The organism is Streptomyces sp. Ru72, from assembly GCF_002920635.1.
In the GTDB taxonomy this organism is placed as follows: Bacteria; Actinomycetota; Actinomycetes; order Streptomycetales; family Streptomycetaceae; genus Streptomyces.
On sequence record NZ_PQSR01000107.1, the window covers coordinates 1 to 15,288 of the forward strand.

Annotated in this window: 12 protein-coding genes; 9 read left to right on the top strand and 3 right to left on the bottom strand. The window is 71.7% G+C overall.

What is annotated here, in order from left to right; genetic code table 11:
* The 3 genes from hydA to C3488_RS32860 all read left to right on the top strand — a co-directional run.
* A partial coding sequence (hydA, locus tag C3488_RS32850; RefSeq protein ID WP_103844537.1) for a dihydropyrimidinase occupies nucleotides 1–1,096 on the top strand: 1,096 nt, incomplete at its 5' end.
* Between the two features lie 11 nt (nucleotides 1,097–1,107).
* Entirely contained in the window at nucleotides 1,108–2,130 is a 1,023-nt protein-coding gene (locus tag C3488_RS32855; protein ID WP_103844538.1) for a TIGR03842 family LLM class F420-dependent oxidoreductase, read from the top strand.
* A 164-nt stretch (nucleotides 2,131–2,294) separates the two neighbouring features.
* The gene (locus C3488_RS32860) at nucleotides 2,295–3,821 is read left to right on the top strand and encodes an NCS1 family nucleobase:cation symporter-1 (protein ID WP_103844539.1); all 1,527 of its coding nucleotides are present in this window, start codon (nucleotides 2,295–2,297) and stop codon (nucleotides 3,819–3,821) included.
* 38 nt (nucleotides 3,822–3,859) lie between these two features.
* On the opposite strand, the gene C3488_RS32865 is transcribed toward C3488_RS32860, so the two are convergent.
* From C3488_RS32865 to C3488_RS32875, 3 genes are all read right to left on the bottom strand, one after another.
* Nucleotides 3,860–4,549, bottom strand: coding sequence for a hypothetical protein (locus C3488_RS32865; RefSeq protein WP_103844540.1), 690 nt, complete (start codon nucleotides 4,547–4,549; stop codon nucleotides 3,860–3,862).
* A gap of 413 nt (nucleotides 4,550–4,962) precedes the next feature.
* Nucleotides 4,963–5,229: a DUF6480 family protein gene (locus C3488_RS32870; RefSeq protein ID WP_103844541.1), complete on the bottom strand. Its 267-nt coding sequence runs from the start codon at nucleotides 5,227–5,229 to the stop codon at nucleotides 4,963–4,965.
* A 37-nt stretch (nucleotides 5,230–5,266) separates the two neighbouring features.
* Nucleotides 5,267–6,013, bottom strand: coding sequence for a YqjF family protein (locus C3488_RS32875; RefSeq protein WP_103844542.1), 747 nt, complete (start codon nucleotides 6,011–6,013; stop codon nucleotides 5,267–5,269).
* 271 nt (nucleotides 6,014–6,284) lie between these two features.
* On the opposite strand from C3488_RS32875, the gene C3488_RS32880 reads away from it, so the two are divergent.
* The 6 genes from C3488_RS32880 to C3488_RS32905 all read left to right on the top strand — a co-directional run bounded on the left by C3488_RS32880 (nucleotide 6,285) and on the right by C3488_RS32905 (nucleotide 15,279).
* A complete protein-coding gene (locus C3488_RS32880; protein ID WP_103844556.1) occupies nucleotides 6,285–8,111 on the top strand; it encodes a gamma-glutamyltransferase family protein in 1,827 nt (608 codons plus the stop codon).
* A 174-nt stretch (nucleotides 8,112–8,285) separates the two neighbouring features.
* Nucleotides 8,286–9,131 carry an inositol monophosphatase family protein gene (locus C3488_RS32885; RefSeq protein ID WP_103844557.1) on the top strand — a complete coding sequence of 282 codons (846 nt, stop codon included), beginning with the start codon at nucleotides 8,286–8,288 and terminating at the stop codon, nucleotides 9,129–9,131.
* A 90-nt stretch (nucleotides 9,132–9,221) separates the two neighbouring features.
* Nucleotides 9,222–10,631, top strand: coding sequence for an NAD(P)/FAD-dependent oxidoreductase (locus C3488_RS32890; RefSeq protein ID WP_103844558.1), 1,410 nt, complete (start codon nucleotides 9,222–9,224; stop codon nucleotides 10,629–10,631).
* Nucleotides 10,628–11,137, top strand: coding sequence for an O-acetyl-ADP-ribose deacetylase (locus C3488_RS32895; RefSeq protein ID WP_103844543.1), 510 nt, complete (start codon nucleotides 10,628–10,630; stop codon nucleotides 11,135–11,137). The genes C3488_RS32890 and C3488_RS32895 overlap by 4 nt, the downstream gene beginning before the upstream one ends.
* Before the next feature lie 140 nt (nucleotides 11,138–11,277).
* Nucleotides 11,278–13,623 carry a glycoside hydrolase family 65 protein gene (locus tag C3488_RS32900; protein WP_103844544.1) on the top strand — a complete coding sequence of 782 codons (2,346 nt, stop codon included), beginning with the start codon at nucleotides 11,278–11,280 and terminating at the stop codon, nucleotides 13,621–13,623.
* A 144-nt stretch (nucleotides 13,624–13,767) separates the two neighbouring features.
* Complete coding sequence (locus C3488_RS32905) at nucleotides 13,768–15,279, top strand: AlkA N-terminal domain-containing protein (protein WP_103844545.1); 1,512 nt, start codon at nucleotides 13,768–13,770, stop codon at nucleotides 15,277–15,279.
* Nucleotides 15,280–15,288 lie beyond the last annotated feature (9 nt).

Below are 15,288 nucleotides of genomic sequence, written 5' to 3' on the forward strand. Positions count from 1 at the left end.
CGTCGGCCACTCGCTGCGCGAGGGGCTGGACGCCTGGCACGCCAAGGCCGAGGGCAACTGCGCCGTCGACTACGGCTTCCACATGATCGTCTCCGATGTGAACCAGGAGACGCTCAAGGAGATGGATCTCCTGGTCGAGGAGGGCGTGACGTCGTTCAAGCAGTTCATGGCCTATCCAGGGGTGTTCTACTCGGACGACGGCCAGATCCTGCGCGCCATGCAGCGCTCCGCCGAGAACGGCGGGCTGATCATGATGCACGCCGAGAACGGCATCGCGATCGACGTGCTGGTGGAGCAGGCACTGGCCCGCGGCGAGACGGATCCGAGGTACCACGGCGAGGTGCGCAAGGCCCTGCTGGAGGCCGAGGCCACCCACCGCGCCATCAAGCTCGCCCAGGTCGCCGGGGCCCCGCTGTACGTGGTGCACGTCTCGGCGCAGGAGGCGGTCGCCGAGCTGGCCCGCGCCCGCGACGAGGGGCTGAACGTCTTCGGCGAGACCTGCCCGCAGTACCTGTTCCTGTCCACCGACAACCTCGCCGAGCCCGACTTCGAGGGCGCGAAGTACGTGTGCTCCACCCCGCTGCGGCCCAAGGAGCACCAGGCGGCCCTGTGGAAGGGTCTGCGCACCAACGACCTCCAGGTGGTGTCCACCGACCACTGCCCCTTCTGCTTCGTGGGCCAGAAGGAGCTGGGCCGGGGCGACTTCTCGAAGATCCCCAACGGCCTCCCGGGCGTCGAGAACCGCATGGACCTGCTGCACCAGGCCGTCGTCGACGGGCACATCTCACGCCGCCGCTGGATCGAGATCGCCTGCGCCACCCCCGCCCGGATGTTCGGGCTCTACCCGAAGAAGGGCACCATCGCGCCCGGCGCCGACGCCGACGTCGTCATCTACGACCCGCACGCCGAGCAGGTCATGTCCGCCCAGACCCACCACATGAACGTCGACTACTCGGCGTACGAGGGCAAGCGCACCACCGGCCGGGTCGAGACCGTCCTCTCGCGCGGCGAACCCGTCATCACCGAGCGGGAGTTCACCGGACGCGCGGGACACGGCGTCTACACCCCCCGCTCCACCTGTCAGTACCTCAACTAGGAGTGGCGCCCATGGACTTCGGACTCGTCCTGCAGACCGACCCGCCGGCCTCGCGGGTCGTCAGCCTGATGAAGAGAGCCGAGCGCAACGGTTTCCGCTACGGCTGGACCTTCGACTCCGCCGTGCTGTGGCAGGAGCCGTTCGTGATCTACAGCCAGATCCTCGCGAACACCCAGAAGCTGACGGTCGGCCCGATGGTGACGAACCCGGGCACCCGCACCTGGGAGGTCACGGCCTCCACGTTCGCCACCCTCAACGACATGTTCGGCAACCGCACCGTCTGCGGCATCGGCCGCGGCGACTCGGCGATGCGCGTCGCCGGCCGAAAGCCCAACACCCTGGCCCGCATCAGCGAGGCCATGAAGGTCATCCGCGCGCTGGGCAGCGGCCAGGAGGCCGACCTCGGCGGCGGCACCGTCGTCAAGTTCCCCTGGATCAAACCCGGCGCCAGGCTTCCGGTGTGGATGGCGGCGTACGGCCCCAAGGCGCTGAAGATGACCGGAGAGGAGGCGGACGGGTTCATTCTCCAGCTCGCCGACCTGTATCTGACCGAGTACATGGTCAAGGCGGTGAAGGACGCGGCCGCGGCCGCCGGGCGCGACCCGTCCGAGGTGAAGATCTGCGTCGCCGCCCCGGCCTACGTCACCGAGGACGACTCGCCCGAGGCGCTGGCGCACGCCCGTGAGCAGTGCCGCTGGTTCGGCGGCATGGTCGGCAACCACGTCGCCGACCTCGTCGCCAAGTACGGCGAGCACTCCTCCGCCGTCCCCGAGGAGCTCACCGACTACATCAAGGCCCGCCAGAGTTACGACTACGCCCACCACGGGCGCAGCGGAAACCCCGACACCCAGTTCGTGCCCGACGAGATCGTCGACCGGTTCTGCGTCATCGGCCCCGTCGAGAAGCACATCGAGAAGCTTGAGGCACTGCGCGAGCTGGGCGTCGACCAGTTCGCCGTCTACGACATGCACGACGCACAGGAAGCCGTCATCGACGCGTACGGGAGCCAGGTCATCCCGGCCGTCAACGGCTGAACCACCACCGGGTCCCCGGACCCTTCCTCTCCCCGCTCGTCCCCTTCCCGCTCTCCCGGGAAGGGGACCCAGGACGCTCCGGTCGATCCGTCCACCGGGCGCACCCCCCATCGGCGCCGCACCCGCACGGCCTCTCCCGTCCCACCTCCTGATTGGCCTGCCCCATGACCGACACCGCTCCCACGGCCATACCGCCGTCAGCCCAAGTCACCCTCCCCGACGGGCGCGTGGAGATCGCCCCGGGCTCCCCGCAGCCGAGCGGTGCGTACGCCAACGAGGACCTGCTGCCGGTCCCCGTCGCCAAGCGCACCTGGACCACGTACAACTTCTCCGCGCTGTGGGTCGGCATGGCCCACAACACGGCGTCCTGGACCCTGGCCTCCGGCCTGATCGCGGTCGGCATGGACTGGAAGCAGGCGGTGTTCACCATCGCCCTGGCCAATGTGATCGTGCTGGTCCCGATGCTGCTCACCGGGCACGCGGGACCCAAGTACGGCATCCCCTTCCCGGTCTTCGCCCGGGCCTCCTTCGGCGTGCGCGGCGCCAACCTCCCGGCGGTCGTACGGGCGCTGGTGGCGTGCGGCTGGTTCGGCATCCAGACCTGGATCGGGGGTGAGGCCATCTACTTCCTCGCTGGGAAGCTCATCGGCGACAGCTGGTCCAACGCCTCCCACGTCGGCGGCTACGCCTGGACCATGTGGCTGTCGTTCGCGATCTTCTGGGTGCTCCAGGTCGCCATCATCTACCGGGGCATGGAGACCATCCGCCGCTTCGAGAACTGGGCGGCGCCCTTCGTGATCGTCGGCGCCCTGGTGATGCTGTGGTGGATGAGCAGCAAGGCGGGCGGCCTCGGCCCGCTGTTCGACCAGCCCTCCAAGCTGGGCTGGGGAGCGGACTTCTGGAAGCTGTTCGCACCCTCCCTCATGGGCATGATCGGCTTCTGGTCCACGCTGTCGCTGAACATCCCGGACTTCACCCGGTACGGCCGCAGCCAGAAGGCCCAGACGTGGGGCCAGGCGCTCGGTCTGCCGACCACCATGACGCTGTTCGCGTTCCTGTCGGTGCTGGTCACCTCCGGTTCGCAGGCGGTGTACGGCAAGCCGGTCTGGGACCCGGTACAGCTGGCGGCGAAGACGGACAACGTGGTCGGGCTGCTGTACGCCCTGGTGACGGTGCTGGTGGCGACCCTGTCGGTGAACATTGCGGCCAACCTGGTCTCCCCGGCGTTCGACTTCTCCAACATCGCGCCGCGGAAGGTGAGCTTCCGCACCGGAGCCCTGATCACATCCGTCCTGGCGGTGCTGATCTTCCCGTGGAAGCTGTACTCCGACCCGCAGGGCTACATCTTCACCTGGCTCGGCCTGGTCGGCGGCCTGCTGGGCACGGTCGCCGGCATCCTCATCGCCGACTACTGGATCCTGCGCCGCACCCGGCTCGACCTCACCGACCTGTACCGCTCCGGCGGCCGCTACTGGTACGGGGGCGGCTGGAACTGGCGGGCCGTGCTGGCCTTCGTCGTCGGCGGGGTGCTGGCGATCGGCGGTGCGGACTTCCATCCGCTGATCGACGGCCGTCCCGTCCCGGCCCTGAAGCCGCTCGCCGACTACGGCTGGGCGGTCGGCCTCGGCACCTCGATGGTGCTGTACCTGCTGCTGATGCTCGCGCGGGGCCGGCAGGACGCCACGTCCTGACCTCCGCCGGGGCGCGGAGGACGGTCGGCAGAGGACGGTCAGCTCTTCGCCCGACCGTCCTCCAGCGCGGCCACCGCCTCCCTGGCGGCCTTGATGGCCCCCTTGTTGATCTCGTCCGTACCGGGCGCCTTCTTCGTCTCGAAGTCGCTGCCGTTGTAGTCGACGGAGACCAGCGCGTTGGACACGCGGACCAGCACCAGGCCCTCACGGGTCTGCTGCTTGTCCTCGGTGGTGAGGTTCACGACCGAGTAGGCGGCGTCGCCGAGACCCGGCACCGCGCCGCCGCCGCTCTTGTCCGTGGTCCGCTCGGTGTACGACTTCTGCGCCTCGGCCTGCGAGTCCATGATCTCGAAGGTGACGTCGAGCCAGCGGTAGTCGTAGCCCTTGAGCGCGTTCCAGGAGCAGGTGCGGCGGACCGACCGGTCCGTGGAAGGGATCTCCTTGCCGGCCGTCTTGGCACCCGGGACCAGGGACGTGATGGTCTTTTCGGCCAGAGCCGCGCACGGTGCGGGTGCGGTGGTGAACGTCTTCGCCGCCGCCGACGGGCCGGGAGCGGAGGCGGCCCCCGCGTCCTGGGGGCTCCGGGCGTCCTGGCTCCGCTGGGCCGACTTGTGCCCGGGGTCCGAGGAGGCGGCCGGACCGGAGGTGAGCGCCCAGCCCGCACAGGCGAGTACGAGGACCGGGCTCAGCCGCGCGGTGAGGGCGAGCGGCAGGGGAAGATCACGCACGGGCGCACTTCTCGTGGGGGACGGATGGTGCGGAGGGTGGTCCACACTGCGGACGGGACGACAGTTTCACATGACTGCCTGTGAGGCGGAAGGGGCCAACTCGCTCCGTACCCACGCGATGACGCAGGCCGACCGCCCACGGGTACGTGTGTCCCTTTATGCCCGGACCGAATCCGTCCGGGGACCGGGGGAGCGTGCGGCAGCCGCTCAACCCCCCGCGTCGCGACCGCGTCGCGGAGGATGTTCAGCGCGATCCGGAAATCACCTGGGCGGTCGCGACGGGCCGGTCGTCGGGCCAGACGATGGCCACCATTGGCCGATGCCGGCCCCGGCTTCCGCCACGAGTGAGCCCCCGAGGCGGGGCCCCGGGGCAGCGCTCTGGTCGGTCGACCTCGGTTCTCGGTTGTCGGTCCTCACCGCATCAGCGATATCGCGTACGCCAGGAAGAACCCGGCCACCAGCACCACCAGCGCGATGATGGCGATCAGTGGTCCCTTCGCCCAGCCCCGCGTCCGGTCGTAGTCGTCCCGGTGCGTGGCCTCCGCGGTGCTGCTCTCGCCGGGCGGAGTCTCGCCCGGGGGCACCCCGCCCGGCTCCACCCCGGGGGTCTGTGACGGCTCGGGGTCGGAAGCGCCGTACTGACGGTTCCGCGTCCCCCCTGTTCCGCTGTCCCGGTTCATCTGGTTCATGGCCGCCGAGTACCCGTACGCCCGGGCGTCACTCGGACGCCGGGGGACGTGCGCGGGCCGGGAATGACGACGCCAGCGGGCGGGAGGCGCCCATGCGCACCTGCCGTACTCCGTCGGAGAAGTGCACCACCGGCTCGGCTTCGGGTGGGGGGAGTCCGGCGGCCCGGGTGACGGTCTCCTCGAAGCGTTCGAGGGTCGCGGCACGCAGCGGCCAGGGCTCGTGCTCGACGGGCGTCTCCCAGAGCATGCCCAGCCGTCGTGTGTACGCGCGCCATCGTGAGGTCAGCCAGATGTCCCGCTGCGTCGGCGTCAGCGGCCGGCCGGGCCGGACGGCCATCTCGTACGAGGGCGAGCCGCCCAGGCGTGCACCCGAGTAGCGCACCACGTCTCCCTCGTGGGACAGACTCAGCCGACCCGGGTTGTACGGCGCGCCCACGGCGCGGGCCGCCAGCATGAGGGGGTTGCCCACCTCGATGGACAGGAACCACAGCCCGTCGCGCCCGTCGGGGCGCCGGACGTAGGTACGCAGGTTGGTCTCCGGAAACGTGGGGAGGCCGGGCATCGCGCCGGGCAGGACCGCAGGCCGTACGTCGGCCATCAGGAACGGTGTGAAGCTGACCCAGGCCGCGCCCTCGTACCCGTCCGCGGTCAGGCCCTCCGGCAGCAGGCGCTGCACCTGGTCGGGGCGGAAGGGCCAGTGCACGAAGGTCTGCGTCAGCCATCCCCCCTCCAGGGCCGGCAGACGGACGCGCTGCTCCGCCGCGAGGGACACCATGCCGCCCGAGTCCCCGCCGCTCACACCGGGAAACGGGGCGGGAAGGCGGCGACGGGGGCAGGGAGGGCGGGCTGCGGCGGCCGCGTGCCGTTCTCGTCCTCGGCGGGACACGCGTGCCGCCGACGGCTCGGTGGCGCGCGTGGCACGGGTTCGCGGTGGCCATGACCCAGGTACCGCGACCCTCACGTGTCGGTTGCCGTGGGTCGGGGGTAGGTGTTCCGAGCGCTCACAGGACCGACCGATGCGCGTCGACAGCGAGCTGAGAGGCCATATGTTCACCACGCGCCCCACCCTTCAGGGCACTTTCGGCATGGTGTCCTCCACCCACTGGCTGGCCTCCCAGTCGGCCATGGCCGTGCTGGAGGACGGCGGCAATGCGTTCGACGCGGCCGTGGCGGGCGCGTTCGTGCTGCACGTCGTGGAACCGCACCTCAACGGCCCCGCCGGCGAGGTCCCGATCCTGCTCGCACCGGCGGGCGGCGAGGTGCGGGTGCTGTGCGGGCAGGGCGTCGCGCCAGCGGGGGCCTCCATCGCCCACTACAGGGCACTCGGTCTGGATCTCGTCCCCGGCACCGGGCCCCTGGCCGCCGCCGTCCCGGGAGCCTTCGACGCCTGGATGCTGTTGCTGCGCGACCACGGCACCCGGTCTCTCGCCGACGTCCTGAAGTACGCCATCGGCTACGCCGAGCACGGGCACCCGCCCGTGGAGCGCGTCTGCTGGACGGTCGAGACCGTGCGTGAACTGTTCGAGTCCGAGTGGACCTCCTCGGCCGAGGTGTACCTGCCCGGCGGGAGGCCGCCGCGCCCCGGCGAGCCGCTGCGCAACCCCGCGCTGGCCGCCACCTGGAAGCGGCTGCTCGCCGAGGTCGCGGCGGCCGGCGACCGGGAGGGGCAGATCGAGGAGGCCCGCCGGGTGTGGCGCTCCGGGTTCATCGCCGAGGCCCTGGTGCGGCAGGCCGAGCGGCCCACCATGGACACCAGCGGCGAACGCCACAGCGGCACCCTGACGGGCGACGACCTGGCCTCCTGGTCGGCCGCCTACGAGACTCCGGCGACCTACGACTGGAACGGCTGGACCGTGTGCAAGGCGGGCCCCTGGAGCCAGGGCCCCGTCCTTCTCCAGCAGCTCGCTCTGCTCCCGCCCGAGCTGCCCCGCTACGGCTCCGCGGACTACGTCCACCTGCTGATCGAGGGCTGCAAGCTCGCCATGGCCGACCGGGAGGCCTGGTACGGCGACGCGGCCGAGGTCCCGCTCGGTGAACTGCTGTCCGATGCCTACAACGCCGAGCGGCGCGCCCTGATCGGCGACAAGGCGTCGTACGAGCTGCGCCCCGGCGCCCCCGCAAGCCGCGCGCCGCGCCTGAGCGAGTACGCGCGCGTGGTGGCCCGCGACGATCCGGACTTCGACCCCCTGGGCGTCGGTGAACCGACCGTGGCGAAGAGCCCGATGCCGCCCGTGCCCGGCGAACCGGACGTCGGCGCGGAGGGCGCCACCCGTGGCGACACCTGCCACCTCGACGTCGTCGACCGCTGGGGCAACATGATCGCGGCCACGCCCAGCGGCGGCTGGCTCCAGTCCAACCCGGTCGTGCCCGAGCTCGGCTTCCCGCTCGGCACCCGGCTCCAGATGACCTGGCTCGACGAGGGCCTGCCGAACTCCCTCACGCCCGGGCGCCGCCCCCGTACCACCCTCACCCCCTCGATCGCCCTGCGCGACGGGGTGCCGGTGCTGGCGTTCGGCACGCCCGGCGGCGACCAGCAGGACCAGTGGCAGCTCCACTTCTTCCTGGCGGTCGCCCTGCTCCCGCACATCCGCGGCGGCCTCGACCTGCAAGGTGCCATCGACGCCCCGAACTGGCACAACGACAGTTTTCCCGGCTCCTTCTACCCGCGTGGGATGCGCCCCGGCAGCGTCACCGTCGAGTCCCGCATGGACCCGGAGGTCGTCGAGGAGCTGCGTCGGCGCGGCCATGACGTCACCGTCGGCGAGGCCTGGTCGGAGGGGCGGCTGTGCGCGGTCGCCCAGAACCCGGAGACGGGCGTGCTCTCGGCCGCGGCCAATCCACGGGGCATGCAGGGATACGCGGTCGGCCGCTGAACGAACCGGCCCCACTGGGGCGGCCGGCCCCTACTGATCCGGCCGGCCCCCACTGATCCGGCCGGAAGCCGTTGACCGGCCGAACCAGGGGATAAGCGCCGAGTTCATACCGATTCCACCCGGAGTACACCGGGCCGGTGAGGATTGTCAGCGACGCGTGCTCTCATGGAGGGCATGATCGACGACTACGAAACCATCGACGGGTTTCTCGCGCACGGCACGGCAGACGTCGAGGAGGCCGTGCGCAAGGCGGCCGCCACCGAGATCATGCCGCGCTTCTGCCGGCTCGCCGCGCACGAGATCGGCGAGAAGAACGGGCCGCACGACCTGGTCACGGACGCCGACCGCAACGCCGAGGCCCACCTCACCGAGGTGCTCTCGAGGCTGCTGCCCGGCTCGGTCGTGGTGGGCGAGGAGGCGGTGCACGCCGACCCGGTGACGTACGAGGCCATCCGGGGCGAGGCCCCCGTCTGGATCGTCGACCCGGTCGACGGCACCCGCCAGTTCGTGCACGGCGACCCCGGGTTCTGCACGATGGTCGCGCTCGCCCAGGGCGGTGTCGTACGCGCCTCGTGGACGTACGCCCCGGCCCTGGACCGGCTCGCCACGGCGGTACGGGGAAAGGGAGCGTTCCTCGACGGCGAGCGCCTGCGAGCGGGCTCTCCCACGGCGGGCGGCGACCTGGAGGTGGCCACGTCGCACCCCGACTACACCACGGACGAGCAGAAGCGCGGGCTGCTCGGACTGTGGACGGACGGCGTCCGCCCGCGCCCGTGCGGCTCGGCGGGCCTGGAGTACCTCCACATCGCCCAGGGCCTGCTCGACGCCACGGCCTTCTCGTGGGAGGCGGCCTGGGACCACGCGGCCGGCCTGCTGCTGGTCGAGGAGGCGGGCGGCGCGCACCTCACCCTGAGGGGCGAACCGTTCCGGATCACCGGCGGCAACGCGCTGCCGTTCACCGCGGCACGCGACGAGGCCACGGCACGCCGGGTGGTGGAGTTGCTGTCGGGCGCCGCCTGATCTTCCCCCGTACCCGAGGCGTGTCAGATCTCCGGCATATCCTGATCTCCTGTGGCCGTCGGCTGACGAAGGAGTCCGAAGGTGCCGTCGATGCTCGATGCGGTCGTGGTGGGGGCGGGGCCCAACGGGCTGACGGCTGCCGTGGAGCTGGCCCGTCGCGGTTTCTCCGTGGCCGTCTTCGAGGCGCGTGACACGGTCGGAGGCGGTGCCCGCACCGAGGAGCTGACGCTGCCCGGTTTCCGGCACGACCCGTGCTCGGCCGCTCACCCCCTCGGTATCAACTCGCCCGCGTTCCGTGCCATGCCCCTCGAGCGGTACGGCCTTCAGTGGCTGCACGCCGAGCTGCCGATGGCGCACCCCTTCCCCGACGGCACGGCCGCGGTGCTGTCACGGTCGGTGGCCGAGACGGCCGCCTCGTTCGGCCCGCGCGACGCGGGAGCCTACCGCCGGCTGGTCGCGCCGTTCCTGAGCCGCTGGGACACCCTGGCCCGGGACTTCATGTCCCTGCCCCGGACCGCGCTGCCCCGCGACCCGGTCACCCTCGCCCGCTTCGGCCTCGTGGGCCTGCCGCCGTCCACCTGGCTGATGCGCCGCTTCCACGACGAGCGCGCGAAGAGCCTGTTCGCCGGGCTCGTCGCCCACGTGATCGCCCCGCTCGGCGGTTTCGCCACCGGTGCGATCGGCCTGGTCTTCGCCCTCGCGGCGCACGCCCGCGGCTGGCCGGTGGCCCGCGGCGGCTCCCAGTCGATCTCCGACGCCCTCGCCGCGTACCTGAAGGACCTGGGCGGCACCGTCCACACCGACTACGAGGTCAAGCGCCTCGACGACCTGCCCCCGGCGCGCGCGTACATCTTCGACACCTCGCCCACCGCCCTGGCCCGCATCGCCGGCCTCGGACGCTACTACGACGGCTACCGCTACGGCGCCGGCGTCTTCAAGATCGACTACGCGCTGGACGGCCCGGTCCCGTGGACCGCGAAGGAACCGCGCGTCGCCGGCACCGTGCAGATCGGTGCCGACAGCGCGGAGATCGGCACCGCCCTGCGCGCCGCGTCCCGGGAGGGCCGAGCCCCCGACCGGCCGTTCCTCATCACGGTGCAGCCCGGCGTCGCCGACCCCACCCGGGCCCCGGCGGGCAAGCAGGTCTTCTGGGTGTACGGCCATGTGCCCAACGGCTGGCGCGGAGACCTCACCGACGCCATCGAACGCCAACTGGAGCGCTTCGCCCCGGGATTCCGCGACCGCGTCCTCGCCCGCGCCACCGCCGGCCCGCCCGAACTGGCCGCCCGCAACGCCAACTACGTCGGCGGCGACATCGCCTCCGGCGCGGCGTCCGGCCTCCAGCTCCTGCTACGCCCCAAGGTGTCCCTGTCGCCGTACAGCACCCCGCACCCGGCCGTCTTCATCTGCTCCTCGGCCACCCCGCCGGGCCCGGGAGTGCACGGCATGTCGGGGCACAACGCGGCGAAGGCGGTCTGGCGGAGGCTGAGGCAGCGATGACCGCCATCACGCTGGTCAGGGGCGACATCACCCGGCAGAGCGCCGACGCGATCGTCAACGCGGCCAACTCCTCCCTGCTCGGCGGGGGAGGGGTGGACGGCGCGATCCACCGGCGGGGTGGCCCGGCGATCCTCGAGGAGTGCCGGGCGCTGCGCGCCTCCAGATACGGCCGGGGACTGGCCACGGGCAAGGCGGTCGCCACCACGGCGGGCGCTCTGGACGCGCGCTGGGTGATCCACACGGTCGGTCCCCGCTTCAGCCCCCAGGAGGACCGGTCGGAGCTGCTGGCCTCCTGCTACCGGGAATCGCTGCGCGTCGCCGACGAGCTCGGCGCCCGCACGGTGGCGTTCCCGGCCGTGTCCGCCGGCATCTACGGGTGGCCGATCGACGACGCCGCCCGCATCGCGGTGGAGACGGTCAGGGCCACGGAGACGGCCGTCGAGGAGGTCAGGTTCGTCCTCTTCGACGAGCAGGCGTACGAGGCGTTCGCGGCGCAGCTCCCCTGATCGGTCGCTCGTTTCCACGCGACCCCTGTCGAGGCCGCGCTGTCCTTTCCGGGGCCCTTGGGGGTGGAGTGACCTTTGAGGGGGCAGATAGAAAGCATGACATACGAGGTATTCCGGACAGGTCCTCCGGAGGGCGCACCGTGATCACCCATCCCGCTTATGGGTCCGATCCCTGGTGCATCCGCGAGACCGGGCTCGACCTGGACGTCCTGGCACAGAGCGAGTCGGTCTTCGCCCTGTCCAACGGACACATCGGCTGGCGGGGCAACCTCGAGGAGGGGGAGCCGCACGGACTGCCCGGCTGCTATCTCAACGGCGTCCACGAAGTACACCCGCTGCCCTACGCCGAGGCCGGATACGGCTACCCCGAGTCCGGCCAGACGGTCATCAACGTCACCGACGGCAAGCTCATCCGCCTCCTCGTCGACGACGAGCAGGTCGACCTGCGCTACGGGCGTCTCCTCTCGCACGAACGGGTCCTCGATCTGCGGGCCGGGGTGCTGCACCGCGTCTGCGAATGGGCCTCGCCGGTGGGAAAGGCCGTCCGTGTGCGCTCCACCCGCCTGGTGTCCTTCACCCACCGGGCCGTCGCCGCGATCGCCTACGAGGTGGAGCCGCTGGACGACGAGGTGCGTGTCGTCATCCAGTCCGAACTCGTCGCCAACGAGCCCATGCCGCAGCCCAGCGGCGATCCGCGGGTCGCCGCCGCCCTGGAGTCCCCGCTGCGGCCCGAGGAGCACCACGCCGAAGGGGCCCGGCTGCGCCTGATCCACCGCACCGTCGGCAGCGGACTGCGGGTCGCGGCCGCCGCCGACCACATCGTGCAGGGTCCGGCGTCCACCCGGACAGCCGGAGAGAGTGCGCACGACGTCGCCCGGTTCACCGTCATCGCCGACCTCAGGCCCGGCGAGAAGCTCCGCCTGGAAAAGCTGGTCTCCTACGGCTGGTCCTCGCTGCGCTCGCTGCCGTCCCTGAGGGACCAGGCGGAGGCCGCGCTCGCCGAGGCGCGCAGCACGGGCTGGCACGGCCTGGTCGACGAGCAGCGGGCCGTCCTGGACGACTTCTGGGCGCACGCCGATGTGGAGGTGGACGGCGACGCCGAGATCCAGCAGGCCGTCCGCTTCGCGCTCTTCCATGTGCTGCAGGCCGCCGCCCGGGCCGAGCAGCGGGCCATCCCCGCCAAGGGCCTGACGGGCTCCGGCTATGACGGGCACGCCTTCTGGGACACGGAGACCTACGTTCTGCCGGTGCTCATCTTCTCCCACCCGCGCAGCGTCACCGCGGCGCTGCGCTGGCGCCAGGACACCCTTCCGGCGGCCCGCGCCCGCGCCCGGCAACTCGGTCTCGAGGGCGCCGCCTTCCCATGGCGCACCATCGACGGCGCGGAATGTTCCGGTTACTGGCCGGCCGGCGCCGCGGCCTTCCACATCAACGCCGACATCGCCCATGCCGTCCTGCGCTACGTCTCGGTCTCCGGCGACGAGGACTTCGAACGCGACACCGGCGTGGAACTCCTGGTGGAGACCGCACGTCTGTGGCGTTCCCTCGGCCACCACGACTCCCAGGGCCGCTTCCACATCGACGGCGTCACCGGCCCCGACGAGTACAGCGCGGTCGCGGACGACAACACCTACACCAATCTCATGGCCCAGGAGAACCTGCGGGCCGCCGCCGACGCCGCCGAACGCCACCCCGAGCAGGCCGCCGCGCTCGGCGTGACCGAGGACGAGACGACCGCGTGGCGCACCGCCGCCAAGGCGATGACCGTCCCCTACAACAGCGCCCTCGGCATCCACGAGCAGGCCGCGGACTTCACCCGCCACCAGGTCTGGGACTTCTCCGGCACCCGGCCGGAGGACTACCCCCTGCTGCTGCACTACCCGTACCTCCAGATCTACCGGAAGCAGGTCGTCAAGCAAGCGGACCTCGTGCTGGCGATGTACCTGCGCGGCGACGCCTTCGACGAGGGCGAGAAGGTGCGCAACTTCGCCTACTACGAACCGCTCACCGTCCGTGACTCCTCCTTGTCGGCGAGCGTGCAGGCCGTCATCGCGGCCGAGGTCGGCCACCTGCGCCTGGCCTACGACTACCTCGGCGAGGCGGCACTGATGGACTTGGACGACCTGGAGAACAACACCCGCGACGGCCTGCACATCGCGTCCCTGGCGGGATCCTGGATCGCGCTGGTCGCCGGCTTCGGCGGCATGCGCCACCACTCCGGAACCCTGCACTTCGCGCCCCGGCTGCCCGACAGTCTGAGCCGGCTGGCCTTCTCGATCCACCTTCGCGGTCAGTGCCTCCGGGTGGAGATCACCGACTCCCGGGTCACCTACACGCTCGTGAAGGGGGAATCGGTCCGGATCAAGCACTACGGGGAGCCGCTGACCGTGGCGCGCGGCACCGCGCAGACCCGCCCGGTGGAACCGCCGCCTTCCTTGCCGCAGCCTTCCCAGCCCCCCGGACGCCACCCCGAGCGCCCCCACTGAGCTCGAAGACCTCGTTGCTGCTGTGCGAGAGCGACCTGCGGACGACGAGGTGGCGGCACCCGTGATCGGTGTAAGGGCAGGTCGTCCCAGCCACATGTCGGATTTCCGCCAGCCCGGCACGCTCCTGTGCCCGATGCTTGAGGCATGCGGAACGCGATGCACACCGACCGGGAGCGCTGTGTGCGCGCCGTCCAGTCCAAGGACGCGCGCTTCGACGGCTGGTTCTACACAGCGGTCCTGACCACGCGGATCTACTGCCGCCCCAGCTGCCCGGCGGTGCCGCCCAAACCGGAGAACATGACGTTCTACCCGAGCGCCGCCGCCTGCCAGCAGGCCGGGTTCCGGGCCTGCAAGCGGTGCCGCCCGGACACCAGCCCCGGCTCGCCCGAGTGGAACCAGCGCGCCGACCTGGTCGCCCGCGCCATGCGGCTGATCGCCGACGGTGTCGTGGACCGTGAGGGCGTGCCCGGCCTCGCCGCCCGGCTCGGCTACAGCACCCGCCAGATCGAGCGCCAGCTCCTCGCCGAGCTCGGCGCCGGACCGCTCGCGCTCGCCCGGGCGCAGCGCGCCCAGACCGCCCGGCTGCTCATCGAGACGACCGGGCTACCCATGGCGGAGATCGCGTTCGCGGCCGGCTTCTCCTCGATCCGCACGTTCAACGACACCGTCCGCGAGGTCTTCGCGCTCTCCCCGAGCGAGCTGCGCGCCCGTCTGCCCCAGCAGACGGTGATCGCACCGGGCGTCCTCAGCCTCAGGCTGCCGTTCCGCGCCCCGCTCAATCCCGACAACCTCTTCGGCCACCTGGCCGCCACCGCCGTACCGGGCGTGGAGGAGTGGCTCCCCGACAGCCTGAACGGCGTGGGCGGTACCCCCATCGGCGCCTACCGGCGCACCCTCCGGCTGCCGTACGGACACGGCATCGTGGCGCTGACCCCGCGACCCGACCACATCGCCTGCCGCCTCAGCCTCAGCGACATGCGCGACCTGGCCGTCGCCATCAGCCGCTGCCGCCGCATGCTCGACCTGGACGCCGACCCGATCGCCGTGGACGACCAGCTGCGCACCGACCCGGTGCTCGCGCCCCTCGTCGACAAGGCCCCCGGCCGCCGGGTGCCGCGCACCGTCGACGAGGCCGAGTTCGCCGTACGAGCGGTCCTCGGCCAGCAGGTCTCCACGGCCGCCGCACGCACCCACGCGGCCCGCCTGGTCACCGCGCACGGCGAGGCCGTCGAGGATCCCGAAGGCGGCCTCACCCACCTCTTCCCGGCACCGGAGGCCCTCGCCGCACTCGACCCCGAGTCGCTGGCGATGCCCCGTACCCGCCGGACGACCTTCACGACCCTCGTCCGTCAACTCGCCGAGCGGTCCATCCACCTGGGCGTCGAGAGCGACTGGGAGGAGACCCGCGCCCGGCTGCTCGCACTGCCCGGCTTCGGCCCCTGGACGGTCGACGTGATCGCCATGCGCGCCCTCGGCGACCCCGACGCCTTCCTGCCCACCGACCTCGGCATCAGACGCGCCGCACAGGAACTCGGCCTGCCGTCGACCCCGGCGGCACTCACCGCACGCGCGGCGGCCTGGCGGCCGTGGCGGGCCTACGCGGTCCAGTACCTGTGGGCGACGGACAGCCACCCGATCAACTTCCTTCCGGTGTGAGGACACACA